Annotated in this window: 22 protein-coding genes; 15 read left to right on the top strand and 7 right to left on the bottom strand. The window is 64.9% G+C overall.

Translation table 11 applies throughout. The features are described from left to right. The 3 genes from ACK59X_RS06160 to ACK59X_RS06150 form a co-directional block, all read left to right on the top strand. Positions 1–1334, top strand: a 1334-nt coding sequence (locus ACK59X_RS06160; protein ID WP_409956015.1) for a hypothetical protein, incomplete at its 5' end; no start/stop codon positions are given. Continuing rightward, positions 1321–2211, top strand: coding sequence for a DMT family transporter (locus tag ACK59X_RS06155; RefSeq protein ID WP_409956014.1), 891 nt, complete (start codon positions 1321–1323; stop codon positions 2209–2211). The genes ACK59X_RS06160 and ACK59X_RS06155, both read left to right, overlap by 14 nt. Continuing rightward, positions 2211–3332, top strand: a complete 1122-nt coding sequence (locus tag ACK59X_RS06150) for an enoyl-CoA hydratase/isomerase family protein (RefSeq protein WP_409956013.1) — start codon at positions 2211–2213, stop codon at positions 3330–3332. The genes ACK59X_RS06155 and ACK59X_RS06150 overlap by 1 nt, the downstream gene beginning before the upstream one ends. 6 nt (positions 3333–3338) lie before the next feature. On the opposite strand, the gene ACK59X_RS06145 is transcribed toward ACK59X_RS06150, so the two are convergent. The 4 genes from ACK59X_RS06145 to smpB form a co-directional block, all read right to left on the bottom strand. Beyond that, positions 3339–4199 carry an anti-sigma factor family protein gene (locus tag ACK59X_RS06145; protein WP_409956012.1) on the bottom strand — a complete coding sequence of 287 codons (861 nt, stop codon included), beginning with the start codon at positions 4197–4199 and terminating at the stop codon, positions 3339–3341. Positions 4200–4228: 29 nt separating this feature from the next. Beyond that, positions 4229–4786, bottom strand: a complete 558-nt coding sequence (locus tag ACK59X_RS06140; RefSeq protein ID WP_409956011.1) for an RNA polymerase sigma factor — start codon at positions 4784–4786, stop codon at positions 4229–4231. A gap of 13 nt (positions 4787–4799) precedes the next feature. Further along, on the bottom strand, positions 4800–5171 hold the full coding sequence (locus ACK59X_RS06135) for a hypothetical protein (RefSeq protein WP_409956010.1): 372 nt from the start codon (positions 5169–5171) through the stop codon (positions 4800–4802). Positions 5172–5369: 198 nt separating this feature from the next. Continuing rightward, complete coding sequence (gene smpB, locus ACK59X_RS06130; protein WP_409956009.1) at positions 5370–5843, bottom strand: SsrA-binding protein SmpB; 474 nt, start codon at positions 5841–5843, stop codon at positions 5370–5372. 148 nt (positions 5844–5991) lie between these two features. Here smpB and ACK59X_RS06125 point away from each other — a divergent pair, with 148 nt between their 5' ends. Both ACK59X_RS06125 and ACK59X_RS06120 read left to right on the top strand, forming a co-directional pair. After that, positions 5992–6432, top strand: coding sequence for a type II toxin-antitoxin system RatA family toxin (locus ACK59X_RS06125; RefSeq protein ID WP_409956008.1), 441 nt, complete (start codon positions 5992–5994; stop codon positions 6430–6432). Further along, complete coding sequence (locus ACK59X_RS06120) at positions 6425–6805, top strand: RnfH family protein (RefSeq protein ID WP_409956007.1); 381 nt, start codon at positions 6425–6427, stop codon at positions 6803–6805. Before ACK59X_RS06125 ends, ACK59X_RS06120 begins: the two co-directional genes overlap by 8 nt. Positions 6806–6858: 53 nt before the next feature. Here ACK59X_RS06120 and ACK59X_RS06115 read toward each other — a convergent pair whose 3' ends face one another. Continuing rightward, a complete protein-coding gene (locus tag ACK59X_RS06115; protein ID WP_409956006.1) occupies positions 6859–7419 on the bottom strand; it encodes a DUF4124 domain-containing protein in 561 nt (186 codons plus the stop codon). A 140-nt stretch (positions 7420–7559) separates the two neighbouring features. Here ACK59X_RS06115 and guaB point away from each other — a divergent pair, with 140 nt between their 5' ends. The 7 genes from guaB to ACK59X_RS06080 all read left to right on the top strand — a co-directional run bounded on the left by guaB (position 7560) and on the right by ACK59X_RS06080 (position 12473). After that, on the top strand, positions 7560–9035 hold the full coding sequence (guaB, locus tag ACK59X_RS06110) for an IMP dehydrogenase (protein ID WP_409956005.1): 1476 nt from the start codon (positions 7560–7562) through the stop codon (positions 9033–9035). A 110-nt stretch (positions 9036–9145) separates the two neighbouring features. After that, positions 9146–9406, top strand: a complete 261-nt coding sequence (locus ACK59X_RS06105; protein ID WP_409956004.1) for a type II toxin-antitoxin system Phd/YefM family antitoxin — start codon at positions 9146–9148, stop codon at positions 9404–9406. Further along, a complete protein-coding gene (locus ACK59X_RS06100) occupies positions 9403–9837 on the top strand; it encodes a type II toxin-antitoxin system VapC family toxin (RefSeq protein ID WP_409956003.1) in 435 nt (144 codons plus the stop codon). Before ACK59X_RS06105 ends, ACK59X_RS06100 begins: the two co-directional genes overlap by 4 nt. Positions 9838–9866: 29 nt before the next feature. Continuing rightward, positions 9867–11486, top strand: coding sequence for a glutamine-hydrolyzing GMP synthase (guaA, locus tag ACK59X_RS06095; protein WP_409956002.1), 1620 nt, complete (start codon positions 9867–9869; stop codon positions 11484–11486). Between the two features lie 45 nt (positions 11487–11531). Next, positions 11532–11771: a hypothetical protein gene (locus tag ACK59X_RS06090; RefSeq protein ID WP_409956001.1), complete on the top strand. Its 240-nt coding sequence runs from the start codon at positions 11532–11534 to the stop codon at positions 11769–11771. Between the two features lie 127 nt (positions 11772–11898). Further along, on the top strand, positions 11899–12192 hold the full coding sequence (locus tag ACK59X_RS06085; RefSeq protein WP_409956000.1) for an antitoxin of toxin-antitoxin stability system: 294 nt from the start codon (positions 11899–11901) through the stop codon (positions 12190–12192). Continuing rightward, positions 12189–12473: a type II toxin-antitoxin system RelE/ParE family toxin gene (locus tag ACK59X_RS06080; RefSeq protein WP_409955999.1), complete on the top strand. Its 285-nt coding sequence runs from the start codon at positions 12189–12191 to the stop codon at positions 12471–12473. The genes ACK59X_RS06085 and ACK59X_RS06080 overlap by 4 nt, the downstream gene beginning before the upstream one ends. Positions 12474–12848: 375 nt before the next feature. On the opposite strand, the gene ACK59X_RS06075 is transcribed toward ACK59X_RS06080, so the two are convergent. Together ACK59X_RS06075 and ACK59X_RS06070 are read right to left on the bottom strand one after the other, a co-directional pair. Continuing rightward, positions 12849–13427 (bottom strand): NADPH-dependent F420 reductase, encoded by a 579-nt coding sequence (locus ACK59X_RS06075; RefSeq protein ID WP_409955998.1) that lies wholly within the window; start codon positions 13425–13427, stop codon positions 12849–12851. Positions 13428–13454: 27 nt separating this feature from the next. Further along, a complete protein-coding gene (locus tag ACK59X_RS06070; RefSeq protein ID WP_409955997.1) occupies positions 13455–14063 on the bottom strand; it encodes an FMN-dependent NADH-azoreductase in 609 nt (202 codons plus the stop codon). 169 nt (positions 14064–14232) lie between these two features. On the opposite strand from ACK59X_RS06070, the gene ACK59X_RS06065 reads away from it, so the two are divergent. From ACK59X_RS06065 to ACK59X_RS06055, 3 genes are all read left to right on the top strand, one after another. Continuing rightward, positions 14233–15129, top strand: a complete 897-nt coding sequence (locus ACK59X_RS06065) for a LysR family transcriptional regulator (RefSeq protein WP_409955996.1) — start codon at positions 14233–14235, stop codon at positions 15127–15129. Positions 15130–15656: 527 nt separating this feature from the next. Further along, positions 15657–16379 carry a hypothetical protein gene (locus ACK59X_RS06060; protein WP_409955995.1) on the top strand — a complete coding sequence of 241 codons (723 nt, stop codon included), beginning with the start codon at positions 15657–15659 and terminating at the stop codon, positions 16377–16379. A gap of 158 nt (positions 16380–16537) precedes the next feature. Further along, complete coding sequence (locus ACK59X_RS06055; RefSeq protein WP_409955994.1) at positions 16538–16714, top strand: hypothetical protein; 177 nt, start codon at positions 16538–16540, stop codon at positions 16712–16714. Position 16715: the final 1 nt, after the last annotated feature.

Here is a 16715-nt window from a genome sequence, read left to right as displayed (position 1 = left end):
AGCTGACTCAACGCCTTTATTATTGGGGCGCCCACCACTTCTGGCCTGGCGCGCCCCTTGTCTTTCAGGCGCGGGATTACCACACGGGCACGGCGGCGCAGCGCACCCAGCGGCGCCGGCTGGGCTGGGTGGTTGGTGCCGTCCTGGTCGCAGTGCTGGCCGTTTCGCTGGCCATGGTGTTGGCCAGCCTGGTGACCGCCCCAGGTCAGCCATTCCAGTGGCAGGTGCTGGCCAGCCGCTCCGCCACGGCGTGGCAGCGCATGGACAGCCAACGCCTGGTCTTCCACGCCCTTCAGCTCCTGCTGCTCCTGTCCATCGTGCTCGGTCTGGCATTGCACCGAAAGCGCGCGCGCCTGGTGCTGGATGACCAATCCCTGCGCTACACGTCCGGCCTGCCCGTTGTGTGGCGCTGGCTCGACTGGCAGCTGGATCTGCAGGCCCTGCGCAGCGGCGCGGTCCAGTGGAAACTGGGCGGCGCGCTTGTGCCGGCCAATCCCCTGTCCACGCTGCGGCTGACCTGGAGCAAGGGTGCACGCCTGGGCCTGTCGCCTGCGCGCTGGTATCTGCCCGGGGGGCTCGAGCAGGAGTCCGGTGTCCAGCCGCACAGCGTGGCTGGCCTGGTGCTCTGGAACTCCGCCAAAAATCTGCCCGTGGTGCAGCAGATGTTCGAAGACCTTCCCCTGGTACGCGCGTTGCGCGAGCGCAGTGTGCCGGTGCCGAGTCCAGACGGCAAACCATCCAGCGCGTTCGGGGGCGCGGACCTGATGGCCTACCCGCGCATGAAGGCAGTGGTCTTCGGTTTCTTCGTGGCCTTGGCCGCGGCCGCGGCGCTGTTCCATGCCATGCGCCACCAGCACTACTTCGTCTCGCCCCCCATCGCCATCTGGTGGGCTGCGGCAGCCTGCTCCGCGCTTCTCGTGCTGGCCTGGCTGTGGCCCGAAGGCACCCTGGTCCATGGCCGAGGCACGCCCACGGCGTCGGAGCGCGTCGGCTTTCGTACCACCCAGGTGCTGCTCGCGGCGTTGACCGCAGTGCCTGCGGGCCTGTGTGCGCCTTCTCTGCCCTTGTTGTGGACCTGGGCCACGCAGGCTCCGCGTAGCGTGGTGTTCGCCGTGGCACCACCCGTGCAATCGCCGCCGCGCGTGCTGCTGCAGGCGCCGCAGGGGGAGGGCATCCCCGCCGTCGAGCCACGCCAGGCCATCGGCTACTGGCTGAGCCTGCGCCCTGCCGCCACGGTGGAACTGCCCGTGCGGCGCGGCCTGGCAGGCCTGTGGTGGCAGTTCGACAGCAGCGTGCTCGAAGAGCGCCTGACCAGCTACTATGGCCGGCGCTAGGGTCTTGGCACTCACGCACGGTCGGGCCGTGTGGCTCATGGTGGTGGTGACCCTGATGTGGTCCATCGCCGGCGTCGTCACGCGCCACCTGGAGGCCGCGCGCAGCTTCGAGGTCACCTTCTGGCGCAGCCTGTTCACGCTGGTGGCGCTGCTGGTGATACTGCCGCTGCTGCAGGGGCGGGCGGTGTTCGCCTACATGCGCAAGAGCGGCATCGCGTTGTGGATCGCCGGCCTGTGCTGGGCGGTGATGTTCACCGCCTTCATGGTCGCCATTTTGCTCATGCCCGTGGCCAACGTGCTGGTGACCATGGCCGTGGCGCCGCTGCTCACGGCATTGCTGGCGCGCATCGTCATCGGCCACCACATCGCGCCGCGCACCTGGGTGGCCATTGGCGTGGCCGGCCTGGGCATTGCGTGGATGTACGGCGCGCAGATGGCCGGGCTGCCCCTGGCGGGCACGCTGGTCGCGCTGTGCGTGCCCATTGCCGGCGCCGTGAACTGGACGGTGGTGCAGCATTCCCAGCGCCATGGGCACACGGTGGACCTGGTGCCCGCCGTGCTGGTGGGCGCGGTGCTGTCGGTGGTGGCCACGCTGCCACTGGCCCTGCCGTTCGAGGCCTCGGCGCACGACCTGGCGCTGCTGGCCCTGCTGGGCGTGGTGCAACTGGCCATCCCCTGCGTGCTGGCGGTGCGCTGCGGCCAGGTGCTCAAGGCGCCCGAGATTGCGTTGCTGAGCCTGCTCGAAGTGATCTTTGGTATTTTGCTGGCATGGCTGGGCGCGGGCGAAGAGCCCGGCGCCGCCGTGCTCACAGGTGGAGCGCTGGTCATCGGCGCGCTGGTTTTCAATGAACTGTTGGCTTGGAAGGAACAACAATGATGACGGAGACGACGACAACGAATACGGCAGTGGCTGCAGCAGCCCCCGAGGTGCTGAGCGAAGTGCGCGGCCAGGTGGGCTTCATCACGCTGAACCGCCCGCGCGCGCTCAATGCGCTGTCGCTGGGCATGGTGCGCGATCTCATGGCCATCCTGCTCGCCTGGCAGCACGATGATGCGGTGCTGGCCGTGGCCATCCGCGGCAGCAACAAGGACGGCCCCTTCGGCGCCTTCTGCGCCGGCGGCGACATCCGCTTTCTGCACCAGGCGGGCAGCCAGGGCAACCCGCAGCTCGAGGACTTCTTCACCGAGGAATACGCGCTCAACCACCTGATCCACAACTACCCCAAGCCCTACATCGCCTTCATGGACGGCATCGTCATGGGCGGCGGCATGGGCATCAGCCAGGGCGCTGCGCTGCGCCTGGTGACAGAGCGCACCAAGATGGCCATGCCCGAGACGGCCATCGGCCTGTTTCCCGACGTGGGCGGCGGCTACTTCCTGTCGCGCTGCCCTGGCAGCGCGGGCGAGTGGCTGGCCCTGACGGGCGACACCATCGGTGCCGACGCAGCCATTGCCTGCAACCTGGCCGACGGCTGCATTCCTGTGGACCAGCAGGCCCCCGTGTGGGAGGCCCTGGGCACGCAGCCGTTTGCCGATGCCGAGGCGGTCAAGGCCTTCGTCGTCTCGCACCTGCAGCCCAAGGGCCAGACCGCGCCGGTGGCCCTGGCCCAGGCCGAGGCCTATTTCTCATTGCCCACCGTGGGCGAGATCGTGCGCGCCCTCGAAGCCGCGGATTCAGACTGGGCGCGTGCCACCGCCGCCACGCTGCGCAAGCGCTCACCGCTGATGCTGCACGTGGTGCTGGAGCAGATCCGCCGCGCACGCGGCATGGGCCTGGCCGACGACCTGCGCATGGAGCGCGACATGGTGCGCCACTGCTTCTACCTGCGCCCCGGCCAGAGCGAAACGGTGGAGGGCATCCGCGCCCTGGCCGTGGACAAGGACCACGCCCCGAAGTGGAACCCCGCGCGCATCGAAGACGTCACGCCCGAGATGGTCAGCCCGTTCTTCGCCAGCCCCTGGCCCGCGCATTCGCACCCCCTGGCAGCACTCGCCTGAAAAGGCTTACAGCTGCCGGTACACCGCCGATGCCAGCGCCAGCAACTGCTGGCGTGAGAGCTGGCCGCTGAGCGCATAGCCAAAGCCCTGGTCCACCCAGTAGAAGCCGGGTACCGGGCCATCGTGGGTGAACTGGAAGGCGGTTTCGCCAGCATCCGGTTTCTTCGACGGTGCGGCCGCTGCCGTGCCGGTACCGGCCGGTGCGACCGCACCCAGGTACAGGGTGATTCGCTCGCCCTGGCCGTTCTGGTACATGAACTGCGCGCGCGCGCCGGCATCGCCGGGCAGCAGCCGGCCACCCACGAGCTCGTAGCCTTCATCGGCCAGCACGGGCAGCTTGAGCGGGCGGCCCAGGCGCTTGGAGAGCCACTGCACCAGGTGCTCCTGCTGCGCGGCGGGCACCTCCACGGGGTGGCGTACCTCGGGCTGGTACACGGCATGCGCCACGGCGGCCTGCTGGGCGAAGCGCTGCCCCGTGGCGGCCAGCACCAGTGCCGGGTTGTCGGGGCGGCCCATGGCGGGCCACAGGCTGCGCCCCGTCCAGCCCAGGGCAAACGCCAGCAGCACCGATGCCGCCATGCCACCCCAGCGCCACCACCGGTCGCGCCGCTCCCGCAGGGCCGCGCCGCGCAACGCGGCCGCCACCAGGGTCTCGGGTATGGGTTCGGCCAGCATGCACTGGTGCAGTGCGCGCAGCTGCTGGCGCTGCTGCCGCCAATGCTCCAGCGTCTGTTCGGCGCCGGCCTGTTCCTCCAGCCGGTGGCGCAGGGCAGCGGCATCCGCGGGCGACAGGCGGCCGTCCACCAGCGCATGCCAGGCGGCTTCATCGTCGGCGGTGGGGGGAGGGTGGTGGTGGTGCTTGTCCATGGCGGGCTGGCGTCGTCGTGCTCCGGGCCTCACTTGAGGCGGCGCAGGACAGGAGCGCCTGCCTGCCCAGGCGCTGCCGGTTCTGTCGTGGGTGCAGATGCTTCATCGGGCGGTGGCAGAGGGCCACGCTCCATCAGCAGGCGCAGGCGGCTGCGCGCGCGCGACAGGCGCGACATCACCGTGCCCACGGGGATGCCCAGGATGCGCGCCGTGTCGCCATAGTCCATGTCCTCCAGCGTCACCAGCAGCAGCACGGCGCGCTGCTCGGGCGGCAGGCGCTGCAGGCAGCGCTCCAGGTCCAGCGCATCGTCGCCCATGCCAGCGCTGCCCTGGAGGGTGTCGCGCAGCTCGTCCAGGTCCAGGTGGGGCAGCGGTGGCTGCGTACGCAGCTGGTTGAGGTAGAGGTTGTGCATCAGCGTGAACAGCCAGGCCCGCAGGTCGCTGCCCGTGCGCCACAGCAGCCACTTGCTGCAGGCCCGCTCCAGCGTGTCCTGCACCAGGTCATCGGCGGCCCAGGCGTCGCCCGTGAGCACCCGCGCATAGCGGCGCAGCGCGGGCAACTGCTCGACGACCTGGCTGCGGTTCACGCGTTTGGGCGTGTCAGGGTTTCGCCGCGCGCCACACCTGGTTGAAGCCATCGCCGGTCTTGTCGCCCGGCTTGGTGTCCTTGACCCAGTAGTACAGCGGCTTGCCCTTGTAGGCCAGCTGCATCTTGCCGTCATCGCGCGTGATCACGCTGTAATCGGCGCTCGGGGCCTTGTCGCCCATCAGCGGCGGCCAGTTGGTGGCGCAGGGGCCGTTGCACACCGATTTGCCGCTGCCCGCGGTGTCGCGGTCAAAGGTGTACAGCGTCATGCCGCCGGCGCCCACGAGCACGCCATCCACGGTCTTCACGGGGCCGTCGGCGGCCGCCATGGACGAGCAGCCGGCAACGGCCACGAACGCAACAAAGGACAAGAGGGTCTTTTTCATGGGTTCTCCAGGTGGAAGAAGAGAGGTTGCGGGCGACGACGACAGCCGTTGGCGCCCAGCACCTCCATCAACACAAGGGCACCTTGGTTTATTCCACAGCGCATGAAAAAAAGCGAGCGTTGCGAGCTCGTCACTGTCCAGGACACTGGCACGACCCACGCCAGTGTCCTGTGCAAGGGCTGTCCTGCCGAACTGCGGCTACCTGTTCCGGCTTTTCATGGCGCGCTCCACTTCGCGCTTGCCTTCGCGGTCCTTGATGGTGTCTCGCTTGTCGTGCTCGGCCTTGCCCTTGGCCAGGGCGATCTCGCACTTCACGTAGCCGTTCTTCCAGTGCAGGTTCAGCGGCACCAGCGTGTAGCCCTTTTGCTCCACCTTGATGATCAGGTGCTCGATGTCGTTCTTCTTGAGCAGCAGCTTCTTGGTGCGTATGGCATCGGGGTTGACGTGGGTCGACGCCGTCTTGAGCGGGTTGATCTGACAACCGAGCAGGAACAGCTCACCCTCGCGGATGATCACGTAGCCATCGGTCAGCTGCACCTTGCCTTCGCGCAGCGCCTTCACTTCCCAGCCGTACAGGACCATGCCTGCCTCATGGCGTTCTTCGAAGAAATAGTTGTAGGCCGCCTTCTTGTTATCGGCAATGCGGGACGTTGGATCGGGTTTCTTGGCCATGGGTTATTAATTGAGGCGCAAACGAGGAGATAAAAGGCCTCCCTACAATGCTTGTGTCTCGCACCTGTCATTTTAGGGCGTGTCCTTGGTCTTCCCTGGCCCGTGCCCATGTGCACGGCGAAGATCCCGGCCCAAGCCCTTCCCCTGCATGAAAACCGTCAACAAGTCCGTCCTCATCTGGTACAGCCCCGAAGAAATGTTCGCCCTGGTCACCGGGGTGGAGAAGTACCCCGAGTTCCTGCCTTGGTGCGACAGCGCCACCGTGCTGGAGCAGTCCGAGGAGGGCATGACGGCCGAGGTGGGCATTGCCTTCAGCGGCCTGCACAAGAGCTTTGTCACGCGCAACACGCACGAGGTGGGCCGCCGCGTGCAGATGCGCCTGCTCAAGGGCCCCTTCTCCAAGCTCGATGGTGACTGGCTCTTTCACCCCGTGGGCGACGGCAGCCAGCGCGCCTGCAAGGTCGCACTCAGCCTGAACTATGGTTTCGACAACGCCGCCCTGGCCGCCCTGGTCGGCCCCGTGTTCGACCGCATTGCGGGCAGCATGGTCGATGCCTTCGTCAAGCGCGCGGAGCAGGTGTATGGCTGATGAACGGGCCGGCCAGGCGCAGGCCCCGGCGGCGCCCGCGCCCACACCTGCACTGATGCAGATCACCGTGGTGCTCTCGCTGGCGCCACGCCAGGTAAGCGAATGCACGGTGCAACTGCCCCCCGGCAGCACCCTGGCCGACGCCCTGCAGGCTGCGGGGCCCCTGGCGGCGCAGCGCGAGGGCATGGTCTGCGGCATCTGGGGTCGCGCCGTGCCCGATACGACCGTGCTGAAGGACCAGGACCGGGTGGAGCTGACCCGCGGCCTCAAGGTGGACCCCAAGGTGGCGCGGCGCGAGCGCTTTGCGCGCCAGGGCGCGCGGGCCACAGGCCTGTTTGCGCGGCAGCGGCCAGGCGGCAAGTCAGGATACTAAATGAAACAAAAACGGCGCCCAGGGCGCCGTTTTTTTGCCACGAATGCCCGCTTTCAGCGTTTGCAGTCGGACGCGATGATCGCATTGATGCGTTTGACCTCGGCATCGCGCTGCGCCTGCTCCATGAATATCCGCTCGCCCTGGGCATTGGTCTGCCGCACCGGTGCGCCGGTTTCGAACATCGCCTTGGCGTTGCGCGCCTGCGTGCAGTTCTCTGCCTTGGCCTTGGCCACTTTCTCGTCTTCGGCCTTCTTCTTGGCGGCTTCGGCAGCCTCTGCCTCGGCCTTGCGCTTCTCCAACTCCTTGTCCGTGCCAGTGGCGGCGCTGGCCGCTGCTGCGGGGGCCGCTGCCGCGCCAGGTGCGGCTGCAGCCGTTGCGCCGGCCGGTGCCGGGGTGGCTGCTGCGGGCGCGGCGGCGGCGGGGGCGGCTGGCGTGGTCACACGCGGGCCACCAAAGCCCGGCTGCTTGAGCATGTTCTTTTCCGGAATGTCCTGCGGCGGCGGCCGGTCGCTGAAGACCTTGCGGCCGTCCTTGTCGATCCACTGCCATTGGGCGGCGGCACCCAGGGCCCAGGTGCAGGCAACGGCCAGCAAAACAATCTTGTGCAATTTCATGCAGGCAAGTTTAGCCGTGCAACAAGTCTGCCGCCAGTGCAGGCGGACGGGTGGGCGGGCTGCCCTGCTGCACGGACAGGCGGGGCGCGTGCTGCAGCGCCGCACGGACACGGGTACAATCCGTCTTTTGGAGCCTTCTCATGCGCCTTCTTGGAAAAGCGCTCACCTTCGACGATGTGTTGCTGGTGCCAGCGTACTCCCAGGTCCTGCCCAAGGACACGTCCCTCGCGACGAAACTCTCCCGTAACATCCAGCTGAACCTGCCGCTCGTGTCCGCCGCCATGGACACCGTGACCGAGGCACGCCTGGCCATCGCCATCGCCCAGGAGGGCGGCATCGGCATCGTGCACAAGAACCTCACGCCGCAAGAGCAGGCCGCCCACGTGGCCAAGGTCAAGCGCTATGAGTCCGGCGTGCTGCGCGACCCCGTGGTCATCACCCCCGAGCACACCGTGCTGCAGGTGCTGCAGCTGTCCGAACAGCTGGGCATCTCGGGCTTCCCCGTGTGCGACGGCGGCAAGGTGGTCGGTATCGTCACCGGCCGCGACCTGCGCTTCGAAACCCGCTACGACGTCAAGGTCCACCAGATCATGACCCCGCGCGAAAAGCTGGTCACCGTCAATGAGAAGGACGGCACCACGCCGGCCGAAGCCAAAGCGCTGCTCAACAAGCACAAGCTCGAGCGCATCCTGGTCGTGAACGACGCCTTCGAGCTCAAGGGCGTGATCACCGTCAAGGACATCACCAAGCAGACCAGCTTCCCCAACGCCGCACGCGACGCCGCAGGCCGCCTGCGCGTGGGCGCAGCGGTGGGCGTGGGCGAGGGCACCGAAGAACGCGTCGAAGCCCTGGTCAAGGCCGGTGTCGACGCCATCGTGGTGGACACCGCCCACGGCCACAGCAAGGGCGTGATCGAGCGCGTGCGCTGGGTCAAGCAGAACTACCCGCATGTGGACGTCATCGGCGGCAACATCGCCACCGGCGCCGCTGCGCTCGCCCTGGTCGAGGCAGGTGCCGACGCCGTCAAGGTCGGCATCGGCCCCGGCTCCATCTGCACCACCCGCATCGTGGCCGGTGTGGGCGTGCCCCAGATCATGGCCATCGACAGCGTGGCCACGGCCCTCCAGGGCACCGGCGTGCCGCTCATCGCTGACGGCGGCATCCGCTACAGCGGCGACATCGCCAAGGCCCTGGCCGCTGGCGCCAGCACCGTGATGATGGGCGGCATGTTCGCGGGCACCGAAGAAGCCCCGGGCGAAGTCATCCTGTACCAGGGCCGCAGCTACAAGAGCTACCGCGGCATGGGCAGCATCGGCGCCATGCAGCAGGGCAGCGCCGACCGCTACTTCCAGGAGTCGAGCACCGGCAACCCCAACGCCGACAAGCTCGTGCCCGAAGGCATCGAAGGCCGCGTGCCCTACAAGGGCTCCATGGTCTCCATCGTGTTCCAGATGGCCGGCGGCGTGCGTGCCTCCATGGGCTACTGCGGTTGCGCCACCATCGACGACATGAACAACAAGGCCGAGTTCGTTGAGATCACCACCGCCGGCATCCGCGAAAGCCACGTGCACGACGTGCAGATCACGAAAGAAGCGCCCAACTACCGCGCCGACTGATCGCCATCGCAGCAATCTGGCCTGATTGAAAATATCTGGTCAGAATGATATAGTCTGGTCTGAATTTACTATTCAGGCCAGACTTTTTCTTTTTGGGGGTCCGCGCATCCATGCAGTCCGTCGGCATCTATGAAGCCAAGAGCAGGTTCTCTGCCCTGATCGAGCTGGTCGAGCAGGGTGAGGAAGTGCGTATCACCCGCCACGGCAAGGAAGTGGTGCGCATGCTGCCCGTGCGCCGCCGCCCCGTCATCACCGACGAGCAGATCGCCCGCGAGCTGGGCCAGATCGACGCCCTGCACGCCAGCATCCGTCCCGTGGCCGAGGCCGCCGCACCCGATGCATTGCGCCGCAAGGGCAGGGCCACCGCATGACCGCCTTCGTCCTGGACGCCTCCGTCACCGCCGCCTGGCTGCTGCCCGATGCGGCCAGCGAGCACACCCGCCGCCTGTACACCCTGATCCGCCGCGACGAGGTCGAGCCCCAGGCCCCCAACCTTTGGCAGTGGGAGTGCAGCAACCTCATCAGCACCGGCGTGCACAGCGGCCGCATACCGCCCGCATCGGTCGAAGGCCTGTGGGGCGTGCTCGAAGCCATACGCCACCGCGTGGAACTGCACGACCTGGCCCCCGCCCAGCACAAGGCCGTGATGGACGTCGCGCTCGACACCGGCCTGCCCACCTTCGACGCCGCCTACCTGTGGCTGGCCCGCTCGCTGCGCCTGCCCCTGGCCACCTTCGATGCCGCCCAGGCAGCCGCCGCAAAGCGCAGCGGCGTACCGCTTCTCGACCTTTCCAGCCTTTGACCCACAAACCCCAACCGTCGCCAACCGCCATGCAACACCAGAAAATCCTCATCCTCGATTTCGGCTCGCAAGTCACCCAGCTCATCGCCCGCCGCGTGCGCGAAGCCAACGTGTACTGCGAAGTGCACCCCTGCGACGTGACGGATGAGTGGGTGCGCGACTACGCCAAGGACGGCTCTCTCAAGGGCATCATCCTGTCGGGCAGCCACGCCAGCGTGTACGAGGACACCACCGACAAGGCCCCCGAAGCCGTGTTCCAGCTCGGCCTGCCCGTGCTCGGCATCTGCTACGGCATGCAGACCATGGCCCACCAACTGGGCGGCAAGGTCGAAGGCGGCCACAAGCGCGAATTCGGCTTTGCGGCCGTGCGCGCCCGTGGCCACACGGCGCTGCTCAAAGACATTGCCGACTTCACCACCCCCGAAGGCCACGGCATGCTCAACGTCTGGATGAGCCATGGCGACAAGGTCACCGAGCTGCCCCCGGGCTTCAAGCTCATGGCCAGCACCGACAGCTGCCCCATCGCCGGCATGGCCGACGAAGAGCGCCGCTTCTATGCCGTGCAGTTCCACCCCGAAGTCACGCACACCGTGCAGGGCAGGGCGCTGCTCGACCGCTTCGTGCTCGGCATCTGCGGCACCCGCCCCGACTGGGTCATGCGCGACCACATCGCCGAAGCCGTGGAGCAGATCCGCGCCCAGGTGGGCGATGAAGAAGTCATCCTCGGCCTGTCGGGCGGCGTCGATTCGTCGGTGGCTGCAGCGCTGATCCACCGCGCCATCGGCGACCAGCTCACCTGCGTGTTCGTCGACCACGGCCTGCTGCGCCTGAACGAAGGCGACATGGTCATGGACATGTTCGTCGGCAAGCTGCACGCCAAGGTCATCCGCGTGGACGCCAGCGACCTCTTCCTGGGCAAGCTCGCCGGCGTGAGCGAACCCGAGCAAAAGCGCAAGATCATCGGCGGCCTGTTCGTCGACGTGTTCAAGGCCGAGGCCGCCAAGCTCAAGGCCGGTAACGCAGGCCACAAAGGCGCCACCTTCCTGGCCCAGGGCACCATCTACCCCGACGTCATCGAATCCGGCGGCGCCAAGAGCAAAAAGGCCGTCACCATCAAGAGCCACCACAACGTGGGCGGCCTGCCCGAGCAACTGGGCCTCAAGCTGCTGGAGCCCCTGCGCGACCTGTTCAAGGACGAAGTGCGCGAACTCGGCGTGGCCCTGGGCCTGCCGCCCGAAATGGTCTACCGCCACCCCTTCCCCGGCCCCGGCCTGGGCGTGCGCATTTTGGGCGAGGTGAAGAAAGAGTACGCCGACCTGCTGCGCCGCGCCGACGCGATCTTCATCGAAGAGCTGCGCAACCATGTGGACGAGGCCACCGGCAAGACCTGGTACGACCTCACCAGCCAGGCCTTCACTGTCTTCCTGCCAGTGAAGAGCGTGGGCGTGATGGGCGATGGCCGCACGTATGACTACGTGGTCGCCCTGCGCGCCGTGCAGACCAGTGACTTCATGACCGCCGACTGGGCCGAGCTGCCGTACGCCCTGCTCAAGAAGGTGTCGGGGCGCATCATCAACGAGGTGCGGGGGATCAATCGCGTGACGTACGACGTGAGCAGCAAGCCGCCGGCGACGATTGAGTGGGAGTGAGGGATTCGGATAATTTCTCTATCAATCAATGGCTTAGATCGAAGCATGGTCACAACGAAAGCGCCGAGTTGGAGCGACGTCAAGAACAAGCTCGCTGACTTCGACAGCCCGGGCTTGATCGGTCTTGTTCGGGAGCACGCCAGCAAGACCGACGTGAAGATCATCGACTTTGTGGACGCCGGCCACCCGGCTTTGCTGCGTATGTGGGACAAGCGTCAGCGCGGCTACCGAGCGATGGGATATCGGATTGAGGCCGGCACCGTGCCTAACGAAAGCTTGCTTTGATGCGCTGATGCAGATTCAGGTGCGTTTGAATGGGAGTGAGTGGGCAGACCACTATCGGCGACGCAGCGTGGCAAGAAGTATTGACGTTGTATATACTTCGTTGATATCAACGTTTCCGGAGCCGGTCATGCCCAAAGAAGCCATGTTCACCATGAAGCTGGAGCCGGAGCTGCGCGACGCCTTCATGGCCGAGGCTGAGGCGAGCCACCGCCCTGCGTCGCAGGTGGTGCGCGAACTGATGCGCGAATTCATCGAGCGCCAGCGGCAGACCCGTGAGTACGACGCCTTCCTGCGCGCCAAGGTCGACACGGCGCGTGCGCAGATCGCGTCTGGTCAGTACGCCAGTGATGCCGATGTCGAGGCCCGCTTTGCTGCTCGCCGCTCTGCACTGCGGGCCAAAGTGGGTGGCGCTGACGCGTGAGGGTCCTGTGGACCTTGTCCGCCGAGAAAGACCGCGCCGACATCGTCGACTTCATCGCTCAGGACAACCCGCTCGCCGCCATCCGCATGGATGAGCTTTTCTCGGCCGCAGTCGGACGACTGGCCGAGCATCCCCTGCTGGGACGGGCCGGACAGATCCCCGGCACCCGAGAGTTGATCCCACACGAGAGCTATAGGCTGGTCTATGAGGTGCGGGCGGATACCGTCTGGATCTTGACTTTGGTGCATACCGCTCGCCTGTGGCCGCCGACCCGGTTGTGATCAATGGCCCGCAAAAGCACTCGGCTAGAAGTGACGATGAAGTACGATGTCCCGACCTGCAAAGCAAGCATTCATGCGGGTTTGTGGTCGTCGGAAACCATAGAGTGGGGGTGAGATCAGGTCCTGAGGAGCCTATCGCCAGCCATTGAAAAAACTGCCGTAACGTGTTGACCTCAACGAAATCACGTCGCGGCAGTTGTCGGGGACTATCGCCGGGTAGCGCAACGGATTGACGGTAGCTTTTTCACTCGGCTCCCCGGGCATCAACAGGTCTCCTGGCCCTTGCGGTCGCCGTCACGAAAATCTGTGAAACTGCGCCGACTCCACTTGGTGCTTGCTTGGTGGTGAAGCACAATTGCAGTTGTCGCTTGGCCCTCACTGCATCGCCAGCAGGTTCTTCAGGATCAGCGGCCCGCCCATACCAATCTGTGCGCCACCTTCGCTCAGGGTGCCGAGCACGATGGGCGCAAAGCCCAGGCGTTCGACGAGGGTGCGCACCTGATCCACCGCCGCCGCCTCGTCCCCGGCCAAAAACATCACGCGGCGTCCGCTCTCCTGCCCGGGATTCTGCGCCAGCAGTTTGGCCGGCAACTGGTTGAACGTCTTGACGACATGCGCGCCAGGAAACGACTCGGACACGACGACGCTGGAGGGCAGGCCCCTGAGCTCGTTTTCCGGCACGCCATAGGTGTTCATGGCGTCGATGATGATCTTGCCCTTCCACTTGTCGGAGGCGGCTGCCACCGCGGCACGCGCCATGAAAGGCGTCGCCAGGATGATGATGTCTGCCCCAAGCGCCTCTTCGATGGACACGGGCGTGACGTACTGGCTGCGAAGCGCCTCCAGGGATTGCGGACCACGTGAATTGGCGATGCCTACGGGAATCGCGACCCGGGTGAAGTGATGGGCCAGTGCGCTGCCGACGTTGCCGGCACCGATGATGGAATAGGTCATAGGGTTCTCTTCAAGGTAAATGGAAGCTCAGGCCGCGAGGGCGGCGATGTCCTGCAGGGCTTGCGCGACGGCGGCTTGCCTTGCATCGGGGCCCATGGCGAGCCCTTCGGCTCGCACCACGGTCGTGTCTGTCATGCCCAGGAACGCCAGCAACGCCAGCAGATAGCTCTCCTGGTGCTCAAGGGCCGCGCCTGGAGAGCCCGGGGTGTAGATGCCGCCACGGGACGATGCGATGAACGCCTTCTTGCCGACCAGCAGGCCTTCGGGGCCGGTGGCCGTGTAGCGGAAGGTCTTGCCAGCGATCGCGATCCGGTCGATCCAGGACTTCAGCGGCGTCGGGATGGACAGGTTGTACATCGGCGCCCCGATCACCACGATGTCTGCCGCGAAGAGCTCCGACAGGTAGGCGTTGCCCTTGACCAGATCGGCGGTGATGACCTCGTCCTCAACCTGTGCACCTTGCCATGCGGACATGTGCGTGCCAGTGAGGTGCAGGGCCGGGTCGGCCGCCAGGTCGCGGTAGACGACGTGCAGGCCGGGGTGCAGGGCCTTTTGCCGCGCGACGATTTCGGCGGAAAGCTGGCGGCTGACGGAGGCCGCGCCGAGAACGCTGGAATCCAGGTGAAGCAATTGCATGGGGAAATCCTTTCGGTGAACGCCTTGTGGGGCCAAGGGGGGAGGGGCTTCATCCGCATATCGACCGGATGGAGTAGCTGTATAGGTATGGTGCGGACGAACCACCATCTTGCGAAGACGGTATATTGAGAACCGAACCATCTGTTTTTGGGATGGATGGAGGTGGCCCATGCTCGACGGTATTTCTCTGGACCAGCTGCGCACGTTCGTGGCCGCGGCTGATGAAGGCAGCTTTTCCGCGGCGGCGCGCAAGCTCAACCGCGTGCAGTCCGCGGTGAGCGGCTGGGTTGCAGGCCTGGAGGCACAGACCGGGGTGACCCTGTTCGACCGCAGCGGCCGCTTCCCGAAGCTCACGCCCGAGGGCGTGCTGCTGTTGGCCGATGCCCGCAACATCGTCTCGGGCGTGGACAGGCTCAAGGCGCGGGCCAAGCTCATGACAGGTGGCATGGAGGCCGAGCTGTCCGTGGTCGTCGACGTGTTCTTTCCGCCGGACGTCATCAGCCGGGCGGCCAAGGAATTCGCGGAGCGGTTTCCGATCACGCCGCTGCGGCTGTTCGTGGAAGGGCTGGGCGCCGCTTATGAGCCGGTGCTGGATGGCCGCTGCCACCTCGGCATCCTCGGTGCCTTGCCGGTGCCGTTTCCCTCGCTCGTCAGCGAGCGCCTGGGCGAGATCTCGCTGGTGATGGTCGCGGCCGCCGACCACCCGCTAGCGGCCGTCGACGGGCGCATTCCCCGCGAGGAACTGGGCAAGCACATCCAGTTGGTGCTGACCGACCGCTCGCAGCTCATGGTGGGTCGCGACTACGGCGTACTGTCCCCGACCACCTGGCGCCTGGCCGACCTGTCCACCAAGCACGCCTTCTTGAAACAAGGCCTGGGCTGGGGCGGGATGCCGATGCACATGGTGGAGCAGGATGTGGCTGAAGGCCGACTTGTCATCCTTGATGTCGACGAGGTGCCCAAAGCGGGAATGCAGATCACCACATCCGCGTACCACTTGGCGGCGGCGCCTCCTGGACCGGCCGGACGGTGGTTGATCGATCACCTCAAACAGTGGTCGAAGTAAACTGCGAAATGCTTGCGTCAGTGGCAGAGTCGATGGTTCGATAGCAGGCACCCGACAGACCCCAATGGCTGGGGTGGGGCAGCCGACTCGTGGAGCAGAAGTCTGGCGACTCCTTCGGTATGATTTGCGACGACTGACATGAAGCCGAAAGCGTCGCTTCTCCCCAGATCGCTCCGCACGCCGCGCCCTCAAAAGCGCTGCTTCCCTGACGGTAAAAACGACGGTAAAGGCCTATGTCGATCACAACGAAACCCTTTAACTATGCGGGTCTGCGAGACCTGTTGATGATCGAGTGGGAGTGAATCCCACGTCCTTTGGGTCATCACAAAGTTGCCGTGACTGCTTATTTCAGAAGTTTAATTACGGCAGCTTCTGCTATGTTTAGAGCCCTGCGAGATTTGCAGCTTGGGGGTGCATTAAATTAGGCTGTGTTAATGCTCAGTAGATCACTTAATTTCCTGAATTGGTCCTCAATCACCCTACTTGTCACGGTAGTAGGGGTCGTAATTCCTTTGTGGATATGGCGAGTGGACCTGACATCGAAGTCGCTAGAGTTTCGTGTCGCATCCCAAGTATCGCTTGAGCCTGCCAGATCAGGAGACATTAAGGGGTTGCAGATCACTTTGGATTCAGAACCGCTTGATCGTCCCTATCTTACAGTGGTCGAACTGATCAACGATGGACTCAGGCCGATTTCATCCTCTGAATTCGAAGGGCCAGCCGAAATCAGACTGTCTGTTGGTACCAAGGTTGTTCGCGCTGAACTTGTTTCCGCATATCCAAAGTCGCTAGAAGCGAGGGTGGCTATCACCGAAAAAGGTATAGCAGTTGCTCCTCTCCTGCTAAATCCTGAGGACAAGCTGACGATTTCAATACTGTCCTCCGGAGGTCAGCCTTTATTTTCGCCTTCTGCTCGCATTGCTGGTGTTACCGAGATCAAGCTCGATGTTAGTCAGGGGAAAATTCCAGCATGGAAGTTGAGCGGTTTGGCTCTCCTTGCTGCATTTTTATTGTTTGTGGCTTCAGATATTACTAATAAAGGATTTTTTACGGGAAAGCCAGTAGTGTTGCGCAAGAGGGCTGCGATTTTTGTTTCCGTCGTTACAGGAATAACGGGGGTGAGCATGTTTGTTATATTTCTAAACAATGTTGGTGTGCAGGGTTGGTGGCAAAATGTACTTGCCGCCATTGTTCTTTTAATTTTTACTGGCTTGGTCGCTACACTATTGAATTTGCGGCCAAAGGCCTGAAAAATCCCGGACAATGCGCCCTAACGTGTTGTCCGACGCAGACGTGCAATAGTCCTTGCATGGCGAAGCTTGCTGGGGAGCTTACGCATTGTGGTCCAATGCCGCCCGCTGCATGACTGATCACTTTCGCGCGTTTCGAGAGGGTTTTGGAGGGGATGATGTCGAAGCGAGCTATGGCGTTGGCGGGAGGCAATGGCTGGCGCACACCGCTCATGCAAGGCGCACGTTCACCAAGAAGTTTTGTAAGCATAGATGATCTGGATTTCATCGCAACAGTCAACGAAGCTGAAGAGGATTTCGCAGGCTACCAATCAGCAGCCTGCTTGTCTGCGTGAG

Source organism: Acidovorax sp., from assembly GCF_046339755.1.
Taxonomy (GTDB): Bacteria; Pseudomonadota; Gammaproteobacteria; order Burkholderiales; family Burkholderiaceae_C; genus Acidovorax.
Note: the sequence above shows the minus strand (reverse complement) of the source record. Positions and strands in the feature narration are given on the sequence as shown.